This window comes from Rhizobium sp. 25PS6 (genome assembly GCF_032464655.1).
GTDB classification, from domain to species: Bacteria; Pseudomonadota; Alphaproteobacteria; order Rhizobiales; family Rhizobiaceae; genus Rhizobium; species Rhizobium laguerreae.
Window position 1 is genome coordinate 30,311 of record NZ_JAWDIV010000035.1, and the last position, 19,701, is coordinate 50,011.

At 61.8% G+C, this 19,701-nt stretch carries 18 protein-coding genes and 1 pseudogene; 4 read left to right on the plus strand and 15 right to left on the minus strand.

All coding sequences use genetic code 11. The features are described 5' to 3' along the window. Nucleotides 1–165: 165 nt before the first annotated feature. Nucleotides 166–1,617, minus strand: coding sequence for an APC family permease (locus RWK44_RS33615; protein ID WP_316030056.1), 1,452 nt, complete (start codon nt 1,615–1,617; stop codon nt 166–168). 120 nt (nt 1,618–1,737) lie between these two features. Here RWK44_RS33615 and RWK44_RS33620 point away from each other — a divergent pair, with 120 nt between their 5' ends. Next, on the plus strand, nt 1,738–2,775 hold the full coding sequence (locus RWK44_RS33620) for an AraC family transcriptional regulator (protein ID WP_316030057.1): 1,038 nt from the start codon (nt 1,738–1,740) through the stop codon (nt 2,773–2,775). Between the two features lie 47 nt (nt 2,776–2,822). Here the strand turns inward: RWK44_RS33620 and modA are convergent, their stop codons facing one another. From modA to RWK44_RS33655, 7 genes are all read right to left on the minus strand, one after another. Next, nucleotides 2,823–3,515 carry a molybdate ABC transporter substrate-binding protein gene (modA, locus tag RWK44_RS33625; RefSeq protein ID WP_206105870.1) on the minus strand — a complete coding sequence of 231 codons (693 nt, stop codon included), beginning with the start codon at nt 3,513–3,515 and terminating at the stop codon, nt 2,823–2,825. Between the two features lie 42 nt (nt 3,516–3,557). Further along, nucleotides 3,558–3,923, minus strand: coding sequence for a cytochrome C oxidase subunit IV family protein (locus RWK44_RS33630; protein WP_131663681.1), 366 nt, complete (start codon nt 3,921–3,923; stop codon nt 3,558–3,560). A gap of 7 nt (nt 3,924–3,930) precedes the next feature. Beyond that, entirely contained in the window at nt 3,931–4,650 is a 720-nt protein-coding gene (locus RWK44_RS33635) for a heme-copper oxidase subunit III family protein (RefSeq protein WP_131663682.1), read from the minus strand. An 11-nt stretch (nt 4,651–4,661) separates the two neighbouring features. Further along, a complete protein-coding gene (locus RWK44_RS33640) occupies nt 4,662–5,381 on the minus strand; it encodes a cytochrome c oxidase subunit 3 (protein ID WP_168284883.1) in 720 nt (239 codons plus the stop codon). Further along, nucleotides 5,378–7,156 carry a cytochrome c oxidase subunit I gene (ctaD, locus tag RWK44_RS33645; protein ID WP_077978594.1) on the minus strand — a complete coding sequence of 593 codons (1,779 nt, stop codon included), beginning with the start codon at nt 7,154–7,156 and terminating at the stop codon, nt 5,378–5,380. The genes RWK44_RS33640 and ctaD overlap by 4 nt, the downstream gene beginning before the upstream one ends. Before the next feature lie 45 nt (nt 7,157–7,201). Beyond that, on the minus strand, nt 7,202–8,020 hold the full coding sequence (locus RWK44_RS33650; RefSeq protein WP_025395085.1) for a cytochrome c oxidase subunit II: 819 nt from the start codon (nt 8,018–8,020) through the stop codon (nt 7,202–7,204). 184 nt (nt 8,021–8,204) lie between these two features. Further along, on the minus strand, nt 8,205–8,594 hold the full coding sequence (locus RWK44_RS33655; protein ID WP_131663684.1) for a c-type cytochrome: 390 nt from the start codon (nt 8,592–8,594) through the stop codon (nt 8,205–8,207). A 263-nt stretch (nt 8,595–8,857) separates the two neighbouring features. On the opposite strand from RWK44_RS33655, the gene RWK44_RS33660 reads away from it, so the two are divergent. Continuing rightward, nucleotides 8,858–9,502, plus strand: coding sequence for a LysE family translocator (locus RWK44_RS33660; RefSeq protein ID WP_316030058.1), 645 nt, complete (start codon nt 8,858–8,860; stop codon nt 9,500–9,502). A 301-nt stretch (nt 9,503–9,803) separates the two neighbouring features. Here the strand turns inward: RWK44_RS33660 and RWK44_RS33665 are convergent, their stop codons facing one another. Further along, nucleotides 9,804–10,742 carry a LysR family transcriptional regulator gene (locus tag RWK44_RS33665; protein ID WP_316030059.1) on the minus strand — a complete coding sequence of 313 codons (939 nt, stop codon included), beginning with the start codon at nt 10,740–10,742 and terminating at the stop codon, nt 9,804–9,806. 76 nt (nt 10,743–10,818) lie between these two features. Here RWK44_RS33665 and RWK44_RS33670 point away from each other — a divergent pair, with 76 nt between their 5' ends. After that, nucleotides 10,819–12,189 carry a lactonase family protein gene (locus RWK44_RS33670; protein ID WP_316030060.1) on the plus strand — a complete coding sequence of 457 codons (1,371 nt, stop codon included), beginning with the start codon at nt 10,819–10,821 and terminating at the stop codon, nt 12,187–12,189. Nucleotides 12,190–12,262: 73 nt separating this feature from the next. Here the strand turns inward: RWK44_RS33670 and RWK44_RS33675 are convergent, their stop codons facing one another. The 6 genes and pseudogenes from RWK44_RS33675 to RWK44_RS33700 form a co-directional block, all read right to left on the minus strand. Then, entirely contained in the window at nt 12,263–13,204 is a 942-nt protein-coding gene (locus RWK44_RS33675; RefSeq protein ID WP_316030061.1) for an MYG1 family protein, read from the minus strand. A 218-nt stretch (nt 13,205–13,422) separates the two neighbouring features. Continuing rightward, nucleotides 13,423–13,959: pseudogene (locus RWK44_RS33680) on the minus strand (alpha/beta fold hydrolase); the annotation flags it as partial. A gap of 4 nt (nt 13,960–13,963) precedes the next feature. After that, nucleotides 13,964–15,382, minus strand: coding sequence for a hypothetical protein (locus RWK44_RS33685; RefSeq protein ID WP_316030062.1), 1,419 nt, complete (start codon nt 15,380–15,382; stop codon nt 13,964–13,966). Nucleotides 15,383–15,394: 12 nt separating this feature from the next. Then, complete coding sequence (locus tag RWK44_RS33690; RefSeq protein WP_316030063.1) at nt 15,395–16,669, minus strand: hypothetical protein; 1,275 nt, start codon at nt 16,667–16,669, stop codon at nt 15,395–15,397. 441 nt (nt 16,670–17,110) lie between these two features. After that, a complete protein-coding gene (gene blh, locus RWK44_RS33695) occupies nt 17,111–18,391 on the minus strand; it encodes a bifunctional sulfur transferase/dioxygenase Blh (RefSeq protein ID WP_316030064.1) in 1,281 nt (426 codons plus the stop codon). Nucleotides 18,392–18,557: 166 nt separating this feature from the next. Then, nucleotides 18,558–18,926 carry a DsrE family protein gene (locus RWK44_RS33700; RefSeq protein ID WP_131663693.1) on the minus strand — a complete coding sequence of 123 codons (369 nt, stop codon included), beginning with the start codon at nt 18,924–18,926 and terminating at the stop codon, nt 18,558–18,560. 72 nt (nt 18,927–18,998) lie between these two features. Here RWK44_RS33700 and RWK44_RS33705 point away from each other — a divergent pair. Continuing rightward, nucleotides 18,999–19,701 (plus strand): cupin domain-containing protein (locus RWK44_RS33705; RefSeq protein ID WP_316030065.1); only part of this gene is annotated, 703 nt, incomplete at its 3' end.

Genomic DNA, 19,701 nt, shown 5'->3' on the forward strand with positions numbered 1-19,701 from the left:
AGGATCGACCGGAGCAGATCTGTGTCTCGATCATCTGGTCTGCATGAATGCAGAACAGAGAGCAGAAGGCGTGTGCCTCGACGGCAACCAGCAATGTTGCGCCCGCAAGGATCGCGACCGCGAGAACCAGAAGGCGATCGACGGGTGAAAATTCAGCAACCGCACTCACTCGAAGACCTTTCCAAGCGAGGCGTAGAGAGCGGGCTTGGATCTCTTGACCCGGATCGCAAACAGCGCGCCAAGAATGCCCACCAGCACCATGGCATAGGGGAATGCCTTGACGATCAGGCTTTCGCTGCCGGAAAGGAGTGAAAGATTGGAACTGACCAGCACCAGCGAACCCATGAGACCGAGCAGCGCCAGCACTGGCGCGATCATCGTGGTCCAGGCGCTGTAGATGTTCGGCGTCTTGCGGAAGAACATGATGATCGCGACGGAGACCAGCACCTGCACCAGTAGGATACCGATACCTGCCAGCGCCGCCATCCACGAGAAAACGACGGTGTAGGGATCGGCACCGAAGATCACGAACAGGGCAAGGACGATGGCCGCGACCAGACTTTGCAGAAGACCTGCAGCATAGGGGGAGCCATGTTTGGTGTGAACCTTGCCAAGCACCTTGGCGGCCAGACCTTCACGGCCGAGAGCGAAGAAATAGCGGTTGAGCGTATTGTGGAAGGACAGGATGCAGGCAAACAGGCTGGTGATCAGCAGCACGTTCATCACCTGGCTCGACCATGGGCCAAGCACGGAATTGGCGGCAGTGAAGTAGAAGCTGTCGAGGCTGGCAGCAGCAGCGGCCTGCACCTTGCCCGGACCGTAGAATTGCACGATTGCCCAAGTGGAAAAGGCGTAGAAGAGGGTGATGAGCAGCACCGCGACATAGGTGGCGCGGGGAATGGTCTTTTCCGGATCTTCGGCTTCCTCGCCGAAAATGGCCGTCGCTTCGAAGCCGATGAAGGAACCGATGACGAAGACCAGCGCCACGCCGAGACCGGGCGCAAAGACCGACGATGGCATGAAGGAGGAGAAGGTGATGCCTTCCGGTCCGCCGCCAGAAAAGACGATGGCAAGATCCAGAACCAGCAAAATGGCGATTTCGGCAATCATGCAGACGCCGAGGATCGCGCCTGAGAAGGCGATGTTGCGCTGACCACAGACCAGCACGACGACCAGTGCCGCGAAGGCGAAGGCCCACCAGGGCAGGACCAGCCCGAGCGGCGCTATGGCATTGGCCATGAAGAAACCAAACAGGCCATAGATGGCGATCTGAACCGCGCTATAGGTGACCAGCGCCATGAAGGCGCCACCCACGCCAGCCGGCTTGCCGATGCCATGGGTGATATAAGTGTAGAAGGCTCCTGCCCCGCCCACATGCCGGCTCATGGCGGTGAAGCCGACCGAGAAGGGGAGGTAAAGCAGGCCGGCGAGCACGAAAGCGCCGGGGACACCTGCGCCGTTGCCAAAAGCAAAGGCAGCCGGCGAAGCGCCGACGACGGCCGTCAGCGGCGCGGCCGCTGCAACGACGAAGAACACGATATGGGCGAGGCCCACCGAGTCCTTGGCCAGACGACGCTCCGGCGATGATGGTGCGGGCATGCTTGCTTCCAGTGTCATGGAGACCCCTCTTTGCTTGTTTGTTGCCAAGAAGGTAAGCGCGGCGATCTGGCCCCGAAATTGCAGTTTATGCCAATGAATCGATAATTCGCGCCACGAAGGTCACCGGAGACGCTGAAAATGGCAGTTGCATCGCATTTGATCAGCCGCATGCCCGCAGTTGCTTCAATTCGAGCCTCCGTCTTGATCCCGCTGGTGCAACAAATCGATAAAAGATCCGGGAAAACCGACCTTCTTCTCGCGTCGCACGGCATTCTGCGCTCGCAATTGGAAGATCCCTACGCTGTCCTGCCTATGGCCCGTTATGTCGCGCTGTTCGAGGAGGCCGCGACGATAACAGGTGAACCGGCACTGGGAGCCCGCATGGGCACCGGCTTCAAGCCCGCCGACATCGGCCCCATCGGCATGCTCTTCGCGCTCTCGCCGACCATTCGCAGCGCTTTCGAGCGGCTGTCGAAATATGTCAACGCGGTCCAGGGCGCGACCAGTTCCGGCGTGTTCGAGGAAAATGGCGATTTTGTCTGGAGCTACCGGATCGTCGATCCCAGCATGTGGCCGCGCCGGCAGGACAGCGAATTCACGATCGCCGCCTCCTGTCAGCTCGTCCGTTCGTGTTTCCGCCGCGGCTGGCGGCCGATCGAAATCCAGCTCGAGCATCACGCCCCGCGCGACGCCGGCGTGCTCGAACGCATCTATGGCGCGCCGATCCTGTTCGGCCAATCCAACAACCGGATCGTCATGAACAAGGCGGAGGCTGACCGTGTGCACCGTGCGGAAGACAAAAGCCTGATCGAAATCCTGGAGCGGCATATCGGCGATCTGGTCAACGAGCCAGCGGCCGGCGATATCGTCACGGAAAAGGTCCAGGCTCTGATCAGCATCTATCTCGGCCGCAAACCGGTCACGGTCGCAACGCTTGCCGCCGAACTGAAGATGTCGCCGCGAAGCCTGCAGCGCCGGCTGTCGGAGGAAGGCGTGTCGCTTCGCGATCTCATTCGCCAGCACCGCCAGACACTCGCCGCCCACTATCTCGGCGACCGACATGCCGCACCGATGTCCGAGATTGCGCGTGTGCTGGGTTATGCAGACAACACCGTGCTGTGGCGTGCGCTGCGATCCTGGGAAAAGAAGGGGAGCCCCCGACCTTCGAGACATTGAAAATCAGACGATGACCGTGAACCGATCGCTGCTTATCAAGCAGGCTTTCAGCGGCGCTCGACGCCCTTTGCCGCCAGGATATCGTCGACCGCGGTCGACGTCAGAAATTCCGACAATTGCTTGGCCGCTTCTGCGTCCGTTGAATCGGCGCTGATGCCAATAGCGAAGTCGATGTAACTTTGGAGTTCTGCCGGAAACCGACCGACAAGCACGACCTCGGGAGCGGCGGCGAGAATCGACGTCACGGGAACAACGCCCAACTCGGCCTCCCCACGGCCTACGGCCGGCGCGGTCTGCCCTCCTGATATGGCCACCAGCTTGGGCTTTACCTCATCGGCTATTCCCAAGCGCTCCAGCAAACCGGAGAAGTAGCCGCCGCTACTTCCTTCACTGGCGTAGGCGATCGATCTGGCGCTCTTCAACGCATGTTTGAATGCTTCCACCGACCCGACGTCGAGCGGCCGACCGCCCGCCTTGGCCGCCACCCCCATCGCTATCCGGCCGAACGCGACCTCGCTCCCCGCCTTGACTTTTCCCAAGGCGGCCAGATCCTCAACCAGGTTCGGATTGGTGATGACGAGGTCAAAAGGCTCCCCAGCTTCAATCTGCTTCTTGACGACAGGATTGAGCTCCCACTTGACCGCAACTGTGAATCCTGTGTCCGTTTCGAACCGGGATATGAGAGCAAGGACGGCGGGTCGGACCGCAATAGCGCCAAAAAGGCGGATTTCCTGGGTCATGGCCGAAGTCCGCTCCGATCTGTCCATCCTGTCCAGCAGACCCTACGGCCCAGCCCCAAAGAACGCCAGCCGGGTGAAGATCGTGTAGTCTGCTTCCGATACCATCAGCGCCACGAAAACCAGCACCAGCAGCGGCGGCAGCAGGATGGCGTAGACGAGCGCCAGCCGTTCCCAGGCCATGTGCATGAAGACGGCGACGATCAGCCCGGCCTTCAGCATCATGAACACAAGGATCAGCGTCCACCTGAGATAGCCCTGGATGCCGAGATAATCGACCATGTAGGAAAAAGCGCTGAGCACGAAGAGCAGGCCCCAGACGAAGAGATAGAGCCGGATCGGGTGCTGCTGTCCGGTGTGTGTTTGTGTATGCACCGTTTGGCTTTGCGCATGCGCCGTTGTCTCGCTCATGACGACCTCACCACAGATAAAAAAACGCGAAGATGAAGACCCAGACTAGGTCGACGAAGTGCCAGTAGAGGCCCATGATCTCGACGGCCTCGTAGCGGCCTTTCCGGCTGGTGAAGAAGCCGCGCCGTTCCACGTCGAAATCGCCGCGCCAGACCTTGCGGGCGACGATTATCAGGAAGATGACGCCGATCGTGACGTGGGTGCCGTGAAAACCGGTGATCATGAAGAAGGTCGATCCGAACTGTGCCGCTCCCCATGGGTTCTCCCAGGGGCGCACGCCTTCGGTGATCAGCTTCGTCCACTCGAAGGCCTGCATGCCGACGAAGCCTGCGCCGAGAAGGGCCGTCAGCAGCATCAGCATGGCCGTCATGCGGCGGTCGCGGCGATATCCGAAATTGACCGCCATCGCCATGGTGCCACTGCTCGAGATCAGCACGAAAGTCATGATCGCGATCAGGATCAGCGGCACGTCCTGGCCGCCGATATGCAACGCGAAGACCTCGCTCGGATTGGGCCATGCAACCGGCGTCGACATGCGGGCGGTCATATAGGCGATCAGGAAACAGCCGAAGACGAAGGTGTCGCTCAAGAGAAAGATCCACATCATCGCCTTGCCCCAGGAGGCGGTCTTGAAGGCGCGCTGATCCGAGCTGAAATCGGCGGCGACGCCGCGCAGACCGGCTGGCCGGAGGTCTGCCTCGCCGTGTGTCTCGATAGTCTGTGCCATCTGCAAATCTCCTAACTGAGCAGTGTGCGGCAGAGATCGACGAAATCATTCGCCCATCCGGCAAAGAGCGCGAAGAGGGCGAGCCAGACGGCGAGCATGAAATGCGAGTAGATGGCGGAAAGATCGACGCTGAGACGCAGCCTGTCCGTCGCCACAGCCGTTGAAAAAGCCCTGACCGTCGTGTGCGCGAGCACGGCAAGCCCGCCGAGGATATGCAGGCCGTGCAGGCCGGTCAGCATGTAGAAGAAGCTGTTGGAAGGGTTATCGGCCAGCACGTACCCGGCCGCCGTCAGCTCCCGCCATGCCTGGATCTGTCCGATGAGAAAGAAGATGGCAAGCGCAAGTCCTGCAGCAAGCGCCGGTCGCAGCACCTCCATGCGGCCATGCCCTGCTTCTCTTTTCGCCCATTGCAGGGCAGCGCTGCTTAAGGCCAGTGCCGCAGTGTTCACCCAGAGCAGCCGGGGAACAGGCGTCGCCCACCAGTCGGTCGACGCCATGCGCATGAAATAGGCGCTGACGGCAAGACTGAAGACGGCGCCGACGACGCCGAGAAACACGAAGAGGCCGATTTTCACCGCCGGCGCCGGCAGCCTTTGCTGCTCGGCGCCGTCATGACCCGGCAACTGCACCGACCCGGTTTCGAGCCAGGGCTTCGAGGTCAATCGCTGCCCGGAAAGCCACCAGAAGATAATGGCGGCGACTGCGGCAAGGAAGATCAGCGTGACGTTCATGCCGGAACCTCCCGTGTGACGTCGCCGCTTGCCGGCACATTCTGCGGAATGAAATCCTCGGCCGCCCCCGGCACGCTGTAGTCATAGGCCCAGCGGTAGACGACCGGCAGATCCTTTCCCCAGTTTCCATGGGCGGGCGGCGTCTGCGGCGTCTGCCATTCGAGCGTCGTTGCCCGCCACGGATTACCGCCGGACTCCCTGCCCCGGAAAAGGCTCCAGACCAGATTGAACAGGAAGACCATCTGTCCGGCCCCGACGATCAGCGCCATGACGGTGATGAAGATATTCAGCGTATCGGCCGAAGGCGGAACGAAGGCCGTCTCTCCCATCTCGAAATAGCGGCGCGGCACGCCGAGCAGGCCGAGATAGTGCATCGGAAAGAAGATCGCATAGGTGCCGAGGAAGGTGATCCAGAAGTGGATATGGCCGAGCACGTCGTTCAGCATGCGTCCGGTCACCTTCGGATACCAATGATAGATCGCCCCGAAAATGACGAGGATCGGCGCCACACCCATGACCATGTGGAAATGCGCGACGACGAACATCGTGTCCGACAGCGGCACGTCGACGACGACGTTGCCAAGGAAGAGGCCGGTCAGGCCGCCATTGACGAAGGTGACGATGAAGGCGAGCGCAAAGAGCATCGGCAGGGTCAGGTGGATGTCGCCGCGCCACAGCGTCAGCACCCAGTTATACACCTTGATCGCCGTCGGGACGGCGATGATCAGCGTCGTCGTGGCGAAGAAGAAGCCGAAGGCCGGGTTCATGCCGCTGACATACATGTGGTGCGCCCAAACGACGAAGCTGAGCGCGCCGATGATGACGATCGCCCAGACCATCATGCGGTAGCCGAAGATGTTCTTGCGCGCATGCGTGCTGATCAGGTCCGAAACGATGCCGAAGGCCGGCAATGCGACGATATAGACCTCCGGATGCCCGAAGAACCAGAAGAGGTGCTGGAAGAGGATCGGGCTGCCGCCGCCATGCTGCAGCTGCGTGCCCATTTCGACGATGGCAGGCATGAAGAAGCTCGTGCCGAGCAGGCGATCGAACATCATCATGACGCAGGCGACGAAGAGCGCGGGAAAGGCAAGCAGCGCCATCACGGTCGCGGTGAAGATGCCCCAGACCGTAAGCGGCATGCGCATCAGCGTCATGCCGCGAGCGCGTCCCTGCAGTACGGTCACCACATAGTTCAGCCCACCCATGGTGAAGCCGATGATGAAGACGATCAGCGAGGAGAGCATCAGCAGGATACCCCAGTCCTTGCCGCCGGGTGTGCCGGAGAGAACGGCCTGTGGCGGATAGAGCGTCCAACCGGCCCCCGTCGGCCCTCCGGGGGCGAAGAAGCCCGCGGCGAGGATCAGTACTGCGAGCAGATAAATCCAATAGCTCAGCATGTTGGCGTAGGGAAACACCATGTCGCGCGCGCCGACCATCAGCGGAATGAGGTAATTCCCGAAGCCGCCGAGGAACAGCGCGGTCAGCAGATAGATCACCATGATCATGCCGTGCATGGTGATGAACTGATAATAGTGATCGGCATCGATAAAGGTGAAATAGCCGGGAAAGGCGAGCTGAATCCGCATCAGCCAGGAGAGCACCAGCGCCACCAGGCCGATCGCGATCGCCGTGATCGAATATTGCACGGCAATGATCTTGGCATCCTGGCTGAACACATATTTCGTCCACCAGCTTTTCGGATGATAGAGTTCGACATCCTCAACTTCGGCAGAGGGGATGGCGCCTGCGCTGTCGGATGGAATCTCGACCATGATCTCTCTCCCCTTCGTCTTCCAGCGGTCTGCGACCGCTGGGGTTCAGTTTGCCGGCGGCATCTCTCCCGATGACGCCGTAAGCTGGGTGAATGTCTGCTGCTGCCCGAGCCAGGTCTGGTAGTCCGCATCCTCCTCGACAACGACGGTGCCGCGCATTTGCCCATGGCCGACGCCACAGAGTTCGGCGCAGAGGATGTCGAAGGTCCCTGTCCGCGTCGGCGTGAACCAGAAATAGGTGATCATGCCGGGTATCATGTCCATCTTGGCGCGGAATTCCGGCACGTAGAAATCATGGAGCACATCGACCGAGCGCAGCAATATATGCACCGGCTTGCCGATCGGCAGATGGAGTTCGCCGCCCTCGATGATGACGTCGTCAAGGCCGCTTGCGTCGTTTTTATCAAGGCCGAGCGGGTTTTCGGGGGTGACGTCGCCGGTCTCGGCGCGGCCGAGCTTTCCGTCGGCTCCGGGCAGCCGGAAACTCCACAGCCATTGCTGGCTGACGACCTCGACCGATGCGGCATCGGCAGGCACCGTGATGAACTGGTTCCACACGATCAGGCCGGGCGCCAGCATCGCCGCAACGCCGACCGCCGTTCCCCCTCCCAGCAGCAATTCCAGCCTGCGGTTCTCGGGCTCGTAATGTGCCCGGTTGCCTGGCTTGTGCCGGAAGCGGAAGACGCAATAGGCCATGAACGAAACCACCGCCACGAAGACGATACCGGTGATCCAGAAGGTGATGACGAGGGTAGTGTCGATATAGGTCCAGTTGGACGCGATCGGCGTCCACCACCACGGGCTCAGCACATGGAACAGCACGGAGCCGACGACAATCAGGACGAGGATCAGCACGACAGCCATGTCCGCTCCTCCTCGAGCAGGTCGACCCGTGAAACCGCATTCCGCAAAAAGCCCGTGTTTATTATCGCACAGATAGAAAATATCGGCAATTACGGCAATTTAGGCATGCGCCCCCAGGCGCGAGCCGCCATTTGGAGTATTGCCCGTCGCTGGGAATGTTGCCCATCACTTGGAATATTGCCCATCACTTGGAATATTGTTTGAGATAGGCGATGAGATTGGTGATTTCCTGGTCGTCCTTCACCCCGACGAAGGCCATCTTCGTACCCTTCACCTTCCCCTTCGGATTGTGCAGATAGTCGCGCAGCACCATCTCGTCCCAGACGAGACCGCCCTCGCCGGCCGCCTTCATCCCGGCCGAATAGGCGTAATTTGGATGCGTTCCGGCCTTCCGGCCGAACAGCCCCTTCAACGACGGGCCGACCTTGTTCGTATCGGAATCGGCGACATGACAGGTCGCGCATTTCTTGAAGACGGCAGCACCCGCCGTCGCATCGCCCTCCTGCGCCCCGGCGTTACCAGGACAAAGAGCAATGACGGATGTGGCGATCAGCAGAACAACACGGTAATCCACGGCAAACCTCATCCTCCTCAAGGTCGCCAGCCACTCACGCCCTCCGCTATCTCTCGCGTGTGAGTGGTGGTTGCTATGGCATAAAGCTTAGTCCTTCGCGGGTGCAAGTCAATCGGTTCCGCAATTTGGACGCGGGCCGGGCCTGTTCCAGTCCTCCCAGGAGGGTCCGTCACCCTCGAAGATTGGATATTGACGCCGGTATCGGCGACGACATACTTGCTCGAAGCCCCCACAGTCGAAACCGGGCCCAGGAAAGGCGCGCAATGTCGATTGCTGAAATTCTGTCTTTTGCTTTCGTCACCGCGTTGTTGATCATTTCCCCCGGCCCCAACGGCGTCCTCATCGCCAAGACGGTGCCGACGTCGGGGCGTGGCGCCGGTTTCGCCAATATTGCCGGCTTCGTCGCCGCCTTCTATGTGCACGGCACCCTGTCGATCTGCGGCATCTCCCTGCTGCTGGCGCAGTCGGCGCAGGCCTTCCTCGTCGTCAAGATGATTGGCGCCGCCTATCTCTGCTGGATCGGCATCAAGGCGCTGGTCAGCGCCTGGCGCGGTTATGCTGCCGTAACGTCAGCGACCCCTTCCCGTAAGATAAGGCACCTTCCCCGCGCCTTCCTCGAGGGTTTCCTCACCAACGCCCTGAATCCGAAGGTGTCGATGTTCTACCTCGCGGTCTTCCCGCAGTTCATCCACCACGACGCCAATGGCCGGGCCGCGATCGGCGAGGCTTTCCTTCTGGTCACCGTCCATGCCAGCCTCAACGTCATCTGGTTCGGCTCGATGGTCATGATCTTTGCGAGGCTCGCCAGAGCTGCGCGCAACCAGCGCTTCCAGCGCTGGCTGAAAGCCGCGACAGGCGTGGTCTTCATCGGCTTCGGCGCCAAGATGGCGACATTGCAGGCCGGATAGCGAAGACAGGCAAACCGCCTTCGTCACGGAAAGGCAGGCCGAACGTCCGCAGGGTGGCAACATAGGATCAGCGACCTGCCGCCAGGACCGGATATGATGCTGGCCTCGCGCCACCTCGGCCGCCGCCATTTGACTACACCCCGATGGAACGCGCCTCCTTTACCGCCAGCTCGGCCATGGCGAGAGCGGCCCAGGCACGCCGATTGCCCGCCTCGTGTTTCGAGGCTTTGCCCCGCGGGCTGCGCATCTCAGCATGAGGCTCTCCTGGGCCTTCGAGGCTCCAGCCTTTGGCCCGAGCATCTCAAGGTCGACCTCCCCCGGATGCGGCTCCTTCCACAACCAACCCTCTCACGATCTCCAGGAAGCGCTCGCCGCTCGCCGACAATGCCGGCGGGCGCCATGCGGCGGCGATCGGTAGGGATGGCGGCGGCGGCAGGACAGGGCGGTAGGCGACGCCCGGCCGGGCGGCTTTCGCGATGCCCGAGGTGACGAAGCCGAGACCGGTTCCGGCCGCAACGAGGCCAACCAGCGTCGTCATCGGCGTCACCTCCTGGACGATCCGGGGGCTGATGCCCTCGCCCCTGAAAAGGGCGATCACACGGTCGTATATGCTGGGACCGATCGCCCGCGGCGCAAGCAACAGGGGCTCTCCGGCAAGATCGGCGACGCGGATGACCGGCTGCTTCGCCAGCCGGTGCGTCGCCGGAAGCGCCAGCACGAACGGCTCGTCCGGCAGGGAGTGGATGATCAGATCCCGCGAAAGCGGTGGATGCAGCACGCCGAGGTCGATGTCGCCCGATGCAAGGGCGGCTTCCAGCAAAGGCGAACTCATCTCGATGAGATCGACATCGACTTGCGCGTAGCGGGCACGAAACGCCTGCACCGCCTCCGGCAGGACGCCGTAAAAGGCGATCGGCGTGAAGCCGAGCCGCAGGCGCCCGACCTCGCCGCGCACCGCCCGCAGGGCTTCGGCCTTCGCCATCCCGGCATGCAGCACCGCCTCGCGGGCCGGGCCGAGGAAGGCCGCGCCCGCCGGCGTCAGCGCCACGCCGCGGCGGTCGCGCTCGAAGAGATCGGTCCCGACCTCGCCTTCCAGCACCCGGATCCGTTGGCTGAGCGCCGGCTGGGTCAGGTTCATCCGTTCCGCCGCGCGGCGGAAATGCAGGTCTTCGGCAACGGCCACGAAACAGGCGAGCGTACGGATGTCCAGGACAGCCTCCTGATGCGAAATACCTATCACAGGTGACAGGATTACGATTGGAAAATTATCAGCATCGGCGGCATTTTCAAAGGACCGCCAACAAGGGAGCAGGATCATGAACGGACCAGCCCTCACCGCCGCGACGCTCGCCATCACCTTTAGCCTCGCCGCGCCCCAGAGCACGCAGGCTGCCGAGGGCGCGCAAGCAGCGCCCGAGATTCTCCGCCGCATCTCTGCGAGCCGGATCGCCGTCATCTCCGACGGTGATTTTCTCGCCCGGACCTACGGCACCGCTGAGCTTGCGCCGCGAAATGCCGGCTATCGCGATCTGTTGACGATCATGTCGCCGGCCGGGGACACGATCATCACGGCATCGATACCGGTCTCCAATTCGGTGACCTCGGCGCCTGAAATTCTGGCCCTCAGCGAAGACGGGCAAACCGCCTTCGTCACGGAAAGGCTGGGCGAACGTCCAAAGGGCGGCAACAGGATCAGCGACCTGCCGCCGGGCCGGCGGCTCTTCGCAGTCGACCTTTCGGATGGCGCGGCACTCCGCCTCTCCGACACGGTGGAGATCGAAGCCTTCCCCGAGGCCTTGTCCCTCAGTCCTGATGGAGAGAGCGTCGCCGTCGTTTCCAACACGCCGGAGGCAAGCTTCGTCCAGATCGTCGCCTATCGCGATGGCCGCTTCAGCCGCCTCGCCCGGTTCGACCTTGCCGACCTCGGGGTGAGAGGATCCGAGCCGCCCCCGCGCGGCGGCGTGACCGCGACCAACGTCCACTGGCATCCCTCAGGCCGCTTTCTGGCAGTCAATATCAATACGCAAAACCGGATCGCCTTCTTCGAGGTCACCGGAGCCGGCGACGTGCGCATTCTGCGCCCATGGGGCAATGTCGTGGAGGTTGGCGCCGATCCCTTCGTCGGCCGTTTCACACCCGACGGGCGCCATTATCTCACCGCCAACTGGGGGCGGAACTTCACCGCCAAGAACCTGGAGGGCCGTATTCCGCAGACACCGTCGACGATCAGCGTCATCAGGCTCGCCGATCCCGCGACATCGCCGCAATCGGCCCGCCACGATCTCCTCGGCGGCGCCGAGACCGGCCTCTCCTCCGAGGGCATCGCCATCAGCCCGGACGGCCAGCTCGTCGCCACCGTCAACATGCGCGGCACAGCCTTCCCGCCGGGCTCTGCCCGCTTCCATCGCGACGCCAGCGTCACGCTTTTGAGCTTCGACCCGGCAACCGGCGCCATCTCCAGGCTCGCCGACTATCCCTTCGAGGGTTCCCTGCCGGAAGGCGGCACTTTCGATCGGACAGGAGACCACTTCCTCGCCACCGTGTTCCAGGGCCATGACGGGGCCGGGCCCGAGGCCGGCCCGGGGCTCGAAGTCTTCCGCGTCGCAAAAGGCGACCGGCCGGCGCTTAAGCGGCTCGGCCGCGTGCCGCTACCGCACGGCGCCCACCATGTCGATCTCGCACCGTAGGGCACCCGCAGATTCGCTCAGACGGCGAAGATGGGGGAATATTATTCAATGTCGGACTAATGACCTTGCAACCTCAGCTGCCGCCATTTGACTGCGCCCCGATCGAAAGCGCCTCCTTTACCGCCAACTCGGCCATGGCGAGAGCAGCCTCGCGGGTCCTAGCGGCGGCGATGAAGCGGCCGTTGTGGCAGAAGCTTGCGCCCTCAATGCCGCACACCACCTCCAATGCGCCATTGGTGAGCCCGGCCCAGGCCGACGGCAGGTCGGCCCGGAGCTCAAACCCTTCCTCGGCGCGGCGAATGCCGGTCACGCACCAATCCTTTTCACGCGGGTGAACGACGAACAGCAGGTGATCGGCGCCCGCCTTGACGATGGCGGGACGGAAGGGCATACCCCTCGGTAATTCCAGAACACGCCCCTGCCCCGCCGCCTCGATTGCCCGATGCACGATCGCCTCGGCCCGCAATTTTGCGGCACTTTGGGCGATCCTGGCCTCGACGAAACTGCGGGCAATGGCAAGGGCCGCGTGGAAGGCACGATCATCGGCCTCAGGGTCCGCTTCGTCGAAAACCGGTTTCAGGGTTTCCAGCAGCACCGGCAGCGTCAGCCCGGCCAGCGGCCCGGATGGGCTGAGCGCGCCATTATCAGTCAGATCGATCGGCAGCACGAAGCCGTCGTCGAAAGCGCCATGCATCGCCTCGACATGCGCTTCGGGAAGGTCGGAGGCTGAGAGATAGTCACGGCCGTAATGCTTCCAGATCAGCCCGAACGAGCTGTAGGGCTGGCCATCCTCGCGCAGCGGCGCGCCGCGCTGGTGGTGATCGAATATCCCGGCAACTGGGTCATAAGCTCCGCCGACGTCGTAGATGATCCGGTCTTCGCCCGGCGTGATCCACTCCGGCGCCCGGCTGCGGACGATACGCGCCTGCGGGAAAAGTCGGGTCAGGATGACGCTCGACAGCAATTCGTCGGCATGAAAGCCACCGGAATGGGTGACGAGGAAATCGGGGATCATGAAAGGCCTTGTCGTTCGCGGCGGGTACGCCCAGGATCAGCACCAGATAGCGGTTGGCGGATATGACGACAAGCCTCCATGGGATGGAACGGCAAGAGCAAACCGCGGCATCCTCCAGCGCCGGCGCGGTATTCTCCACGGTCGCTTATCCTTGTACATTGCCGTTGCTGTATAAAGGGGCTGCGCGGCGGGGATCTTGATTTTGCCGAGGTCCTCGGCGTCGCCCACATCTCCGAGATCTGGTTGACGAAGGCATCGTACTCGTTCGGCGTCGGCGAAATCTTCTTGTAGGATTCGCCAGCGACGTCGATGTAGTGGCTAAAAGTCTTGTTGGTCATGACATCGGGTTTGACGCCGTCCGTCGTGACGTTCGCGGCCTGGGCGATCACCCGAGCCAGCTTTTCCGGGTTCTTCATCGCCATGTCGATGCCGATGATGCCGCCGTCCGACCAGCCGACGAGCGTCACCTTGTCAATCTTGAGATAGTCGAGCAGCGCCACATAATCGGAGGTCATCAGATCATAGCCGAAGGGCTGGGCGCTCCGCGTCGAACGCCCGTGCCCGCGGCTGTCAGCGACGACCACCCGATGGTCTTTGGCGAAATCCGCGACCTGATTACCCCAGACGTCTGCGCTGCCGAGGCCGCCATGAATGAACAGGATCGGATCGCCGCCCTCGCCATACTCGGCGTAATACATCTCGATATCGTTGACATCAGCCAAGCCGCTCGTCTTGGCCGGAGGCACCGGCGGAAAGGTTTTAGGTCTCAGCCATGAATTTCCGAATCGCGGCTTCGAAGTCCTCTGCCGGCAGTCGTGTCTTGTTGCCTGCCGTTCCCGAATAATAACTGTCGCCGCGCCTTAGCTGCACGCCCCTGTGGCCAGTCATCGCTTCAAGAACCGGCATTGCAGCCCACTCCTGCGCCACCGCCAAAGCGAATCTTTTGAATTGGTCTTCATTCCTGTTGGACTTCAGGAAAGCCTCGCCTCCCCGCACCGTCATCAGCAGGTAAAAGCCGATCTGGTCTTGCGCGTCGGCATCGAAAAGCCGGTCTTGCGAGAGGCCCGCGACTGCGAAATTGCCTCCCAGGGTTCCCTTGATGATCTGGTATTTCCCACAGGCATCTCGCCCATGCAGCGTCGCCTGATAGGCCTGAACCTGCGCGATGCTCATCGCTACGAGCCTGGGGTTGTTTTCATTCTTCCAGCGATCGACCACGGCATTGTAATTGCCCTGGGCTTCATATCTCCCAATGAAATCCAGGAAACCCAGGATGCCGGGCCGGATATCGGGACTGCCCCCGTTGATGATACCGTCGACAGACGACAGTTGCACCAAATCGGTCAGGCGCTTCACCACCGCCCGCTTTCCGCTTTCGAATTCCGCCCTGATCGCCGCAACGACCTCCGACTTCGTCGAGTCGGATTTGTTCGCAAAGAGCTTGGGATTGGCGTTGACCGTCGCAGCCGAGACCGCCCTGACGTCATCGACCGTCTTCGACACCACATCGCCATCGGCCAGCTGGGCGAACCGGACGGCCGCGTCCTTGCCGATACGATGGCCGAGCCGCAGCAACCAGGCCGGCGGGTCGAGGCCGGCGATCTTCGATTTCAGAGCGCGCTGCAATCGATTGGCAAGAGCGGCGGCAAAGAAGCACTGCGCCTGCGGCTTGATCCGGTCGGAGTCGCCAAAGCCACGCAGAACCTCTTGATAGTCCTTATCTTTCAGGAGAGATGACCAGACATCTCCGTCGAACCGATAGGGGCCGATCGGCCCGGCGAGATCGGCATCCGCGCCGTCGCGCCCTTGGGCGTCGGTGTTAGTCCAGCCGCTCTCGGCCCAGGCAAGCAGCAGGAGATATTCGACATTCATGCCGCCGGCATCGAGAACGCCGGACAGTGCTCGCGCGGCAAGCGCCGCGTCTTCATAAAACTCCAGATCGACGATCGGCGGGAACTCGATCTTCAATTCCTCGGCCGTCAAGATGGTCAGACTGCCCTGATCGACCCACCATGTTGGCTCTGTCTCCCCTTCCCGCGTGACCTTGAGGCGGCCGTTTTGCGCCGTGCCGTCACCGACGAACCGGGAAAAACCTATGCCCAGGACTTCAGTTGCGTCCACGGCGTCCGCGGCATTGAAGAGTTTCACAAAGGGTCGATTGGTTCGATAAATATTCATCTCGTGCCCCTGCTAGCTGAATAGCTTCATGAACAGTTCATAGTCGATGTAGTCGCCTTTCGGCAGCGTCAGCGCTTCTCGCTTTTTCTTGATGGCAGCCCTCAAGCCGGAGTCGATCTTGGTCTCCCCGGTGCTGATGCTGACTCCGAGCTTTTCGGCGATTAACAGGAGGTTCTGGGCGCGCCCCGATGCGACCGATACCGTCGTCGCGGTCTTTTCCATCGCCGGGGCATCGTAGAGAAATCCGCGCTCGGCGGCAGTCTTGTAGCCGAGAGAGCTGCAACTCGGCGTATGCAGCAGATACAGGATATCGTTCGACGACAGGCCCTGATTCAATTCGGCGTCCTCCAGCTTTCCCTTGGAGAACATCCTGCGCCACACATTGATGGCCGCCCGTGTGCCCTGGCCGAAGCTCCCGTCGCGCGTCGTGCACAGCGCCGATTGAAGTCGCATCACCTGATCGTTCGTCAGCTCCTTCTCGACGGCGCTGACGGCGCCATCCACCGACCCGGCTTTCGGGGTCGGCTTCAGCCCTTCGTCCTGATTAAATTTCTTGACCCCTTCAATAGTCCCGGTGATGCGGTTGACAACCTTGCGGGCATCCGCGTCGAAATCGACCTTGGTGCCGTCGATGCTCGCCGCCGCGAGCGCGTTGAAATCCGAGTTGATCGCCAGCGGCGTGCAGAGCCATTGATATTCACGCCAAACCCGGACGAGCTGCGGGCTCGATGTGATCGCTCTTGATGCGGCTGCCTTTTCGAAGGCGGCCTGCCGCTCATCGACGATCTTCAGGATGTTTTCGACGGTCATGCCCTGCAGGGGGTCGATCCGGGAGGCGTCGTAAAATGCATTGGCCGCCGTCGACGACAATATCAGGTATGAAAACAGCTGAGTTCCGGCGCTCTCGATCGTCAGCACGCCGCTGATGAAGGCCTGGATTGCGGAATTGCTGCTCTTGAACCGGCGCTCGCGCATCCGCTCTTCGAAAATGAACTGGACATAGGCCTTGCATCCCGAGTTGATCTCGTTGAAGCCGGCCTGCAGCATGGTCTGGTATCCGTTCGCTTCCAGCCTGCTCGGGCAACCCCTGGCGTACCCCGCCGTCACGGGAGCAAGACCGGCATCGGCGCACATGACGCTCATATAGGCATAAAGATCACGGGACGTTCCGGCGGCGCGCTGGGCGTTCAACTCATAGCCCGGTCCCCGCATGAGGTAGGTGCCGTCGCTTGGTTGGCACGAGGCAAGGGCTACACCAGCCAGGATTGCAAGAAAGCGCAGAATCATGGTTGCCTCGCAAAATCAAACAGCTAGTTTTTAATTTGAATCTCTCGATCACAGACAAATAAACTATAGAAAATGGAATGCGTGTCTTCAGAATCGACCGCTGAACCTGGAGTATCCACAACTTTCGCGATATGACTCAGTTCAGCTTGCTGTTTTTCCCGTTCGATCGTCAGTATATCACCGGCAATAAGCTCTTATTCAGGGGTCGGACAGTATTGGAACGCCTAGTTCTTGGCCATTGAACGGGTCTTAAGCGCTCCCTTGGAGGGCCTGATTCGGGCCGATGGAGCTGGCGGCCCTTATCCATTTATGGATACCGGCTGTACAGGTGGGGAATGCCTTGTAAGCCGATATAGAAGCGCTGTCTGAACAATGGGAGCGATCTCTACCGCATAGGAACAGCTTTACGAGGCGTGCAACATCCGATCCCTGACTCACGTCCTACAACGCATCCAGCGGTATCTTCAGATACCGCCTGCCATTCCCCTCCGGCTCGGGCAGCCGCCCGCCGCGGATATTGACCTGCAGCGCGTGCAGCATAAGCTTCGGCTTCGGCAGCGTGCGGTCGCGTGCCTGGCGCAGCGCCACGAAGCCGGCCTCATCGATGCCTGATATATGCGGATTGGCGCGCTTCTGCGCCGCCACCGTGCTTTCCCAGCGCGGGTGCCGGCCGCCGGGCTGATAATCGTGGCCGGAAAAGAGGCGGGTCTCCTCGGGCAGCGACAGGATGGCCTGGATCGACTGCCAGAGGGCGCTAGCGCTGCCGCCCGGGAAATCCGTGCGCGCCGTGCCGGAATCCGGCGTGAACACCGTGTCGTGCACGAAGGCGGCGTCGCCGATTACATAGGTCACCGAGGCAAGGGTATGGCCGGGCGAAAACATCACGCGGGCTTTAAGCGCACCGATCTCGAACGTGTCGCCATCGGCAAACAGCCGGTCCCATTGCGAGCCGTCGGTTTTAAGCGCCGGCCAGTTGTAGATCTCCTGCCAGAGCGTCTGGACGTCGGTGACATGGATGCCGATCGCCGTCGGAGCGCCGGTCTTTTCATGCAGATAATGCGCGGCGGAGAAATGATCGGCATGTGGATGGGAGTCGAGGATCCACTCGACCGTCAGCCCTTCGCTTTCGACATGAGCGAGGATGGCATCGGCATTGGCCGTCCCCGTCGCCCCCGACATCTCGTCGAAATCGAGCACCGGGTCGATGATGGCACAGCGTTTCATCGCCGGATCGGAAACCACATATTGCACACTACAGGTGCGGGGCTCGAAGAAGGCCTTTACATGAGGCGCCTGCCCCGCCCGCTTCTCCAGAAAACGTCGCGCGCCGGCAAGATCGAAGCCGAGGTTTTGACCGAAGGCCTCGACATCCCCAGGCTTCATTCGCCCATCGAGCACCTCGCCCAGCGCATGGAGCGTCAGCGCCCGCGTGCCGCTCTTGCAATGGGCGACGACCGGCCCCTTCGCTTGCGCCATCGCCGCCTGGAAGGCGAAGATATCGGCCTCAGTGATCTCGGACCCCTTCACCGGCACGAAGCTGTAGGCGAGCCCGGCGGCGGCGGCGGAAGCTTTTTCGGCCGTATTGCCCGGCTGGCCCGGCTCCTCGCCATCAGGCCGGGCATTGATGACGGCAGCAAAGCCGTCTGCGGCGAAAGCGGCGAAGGCTGCGGCGTCGGGCTGCCCCGCCACCGATAGCAGTTCATTGACCTTCACGCATGTCATTGAAGCCCCCGAAAGCCCGTGCCGCCCTCATCATGCAGTATCGCATGTATATCGACCCAATCACACAAGTATATTTCCGAGCGCAAGAATGCCGCAGATCATCAAAGTTTCGGGATGCCGGTGTAAGACGCTTTCCTCAACGCCCGCCCAACCCGGCTTTCCCCGGTCAAAACGACAGCGTCGCAGCACCTTCCTTGATCTCGGCATGCATGGCGCTGGCGCCGACGATGACGACGCCGTCGAGCAAATCTTCCTTGTTGTAGCCGCGGGAAGTCACGCAGGGCGGGCAGGCCCAGATCGTGCCACCGCGCTGCTGGAAATTCTCGATCAGGCTCGCGAGCGGTTCGAGCGGCGGCACATGCGTCATGCGCTGGCCGCCCTTGCGCACCAGGTCGATCCCGGTACTGGTGAGGAACACCGAGACCTTCAGCCCCGCGGTGATGCCGCCATTGGCAATGGTGAAGGCGACGGAGGACAGTTCGGATTCGATACCCTTGGTGACGAGCACGACCAGTTTGTCGCTTGGCGTTTGCATAGTATTCTCCCAATCGAGTTGCAGTGAACGTGTCGATGATAGGAGGACGCGCGGCGCGCATATTTGGCCGGGATGCGTGAAGCCTTGTCCGAAAATCCAGACGATGCCGGCGGCGTGGCGCGTGACGATGTGCTGTCGGCGCTGCTCTCGACGATCCGCCTGTCGGGATCGCTGCAATTCTGCTTCATGCCGACCGGCGACTGGCAGACGGATGCCACGCCCTCGCTCGCAAGCCTTTCGGCAAAGGCCTCGGGCACGATGCCGTTTCACATCGTCGCCGCCGGCAGCTGCTGGCTGAAAACGGAAGGCGAAGAGACGGATCTGGAAGCAGGCGACGTGCTGGTCTTTCCCTTCGGCACCGGCCATCAGCTTGGCGCGGGCAGTGACGGCATGCTGGTGCTGCCGACCCGCGACCTGCCGCGAAAGCCATGGCGGGAAATCCCCGTGCTGCGTTACAGCGACGAGACGCAGGGCGTGCGGCTGCTCTGCGGCTACCTGCAATGGGACGGGCTGAGCTTCGCGCCGCTTCGGCAGTCCCTGCCGAGCCTTATCCATGTCAGAACGCGGGCCGCCAATGACGGTGACTGGCTGCGCGCCACCATCCGCCAGATGGTCGAGGAGGTCGACAGGCCACGGGCCGGCGGCGTCTCGATGCTGCCGCGACTGACGGAAATTATCTTCATCGAAATCCTGAGGCACCAGATCATGATGGCCGAGCCGCATGCGATCGGCTGGCTGGCAGCGCTCGCCGATCCGGCGCTGTCGCGCTGCCTCT

Excerpts from the sequence above, each read along its gene's own strand:
- blh (WP_316030064.1), bottom strand. The coding sequence starts at position 18,391 with ATGACATGCGTGAAGGTCAATGAACTGCTATCGGTGGCGGGGCAGCCC.
- RWK44_RS33635 (WP_131663682.1), bottom strand. The coding sequence starts at position 4,650 with ATGGCACAGACTATCGAGACACACGGCGAGGCAGACCTCCGGCCAGCC.
- RWK44_RS33690 (WP_316030063.1), bottom strand. The coding sequence starts at position 16,669 with ATGATTCTGCGCTTTCTTGCAATCCTGGCTGGTGTAGCCCTTGCCTCG.
- RWK44_RS33650 (WP_025395085.1), bottom strand. The coding sequence starts at position 8,020 with ATGGCTGTCGTGCTGATCCTCGTCCTGATTGTCGTCGGCTCCGTGCTG.
- RWK44_RS33700 (WP_131663693.1), bottom strand. The coding sequence starts at position 18,926 with ATGCAAACGCCAAGCGACAAACTGGTCGTGCTCGTCACCAAGGGTATC.
- RWK44_RS33620 (WP_316030057.1), top strand. The coding sequence starts at position 1,738 with ATGGCAGTTGCATCGCATTTGATCAGCCGCATGCCCGCAGTTGCTTCA.
- RWK44_RS33670 (WP_316030060.1), top strand. The coding sequence starts at position 10,819 with ATGAACGGACCAGCCCTCACCGCCGCGACGCTCGCCATCACCTTTAGC.
- RWK44_RS33630 (WP_131663681.1), bottom strand. The coding sequence starts at position 3,923 with ATGAGCGAGACAACGGCGCATGCGCAAAGCCAAACGGTGCATACACAA.
- RWK44_RS33660 (WP_316030058.1), top strand. The coding sequence starts at position 8,858 with ATGTCGATTGCTGAAATTCTGTCTTTTGCTTTCGTCACCGCGTTGTTG.
- RWK44_RS33640 (WP_168284883.1), bottom strand. The coding sequence starts at position 5,381 with ATGAACGTCACGCTGATCTTCCTTGCCGCAGTCGCCGCCATTATCTTC.
- RWK44_RS33615 (WP_316030056.1), bottom strand. The coding sequence starts at position 1,617 with ATGACACTGGAAGCAAGCATGCCCGCACCATCATCGCCGGAGCGTCGT.
- RWK44_RS33685 (WP_316030062.1), bottom strand. The coding sequence starts at position 15,382 with ATGAATATTTATCGAACCAATCGACCCTTTGTGAAACTCTTCAATGCC.
- modA (WP_206105870.1), bottom strand. The coding sequence starts at position 3,515 with ATGACCCAGGAAATCCGCCTTTTTGGCGCTATTGCGGTCCGACCCGCC.
- RWK44_RS33675 (WP_316030061.1), bottom strand. The coding sequence starts at position 13,204 with ATGATCCCCGATTTCCTCGTCACCCATTCCGGTGGCTTTCATGCCGAC.
- ctaD (WP_077978594.1), bottom strand. The coding sequence starts at position 7,156 with ATGGTCGAGATTCCATCCGACAGCGCAGGCGCCATCCCCTCTGCCGAA.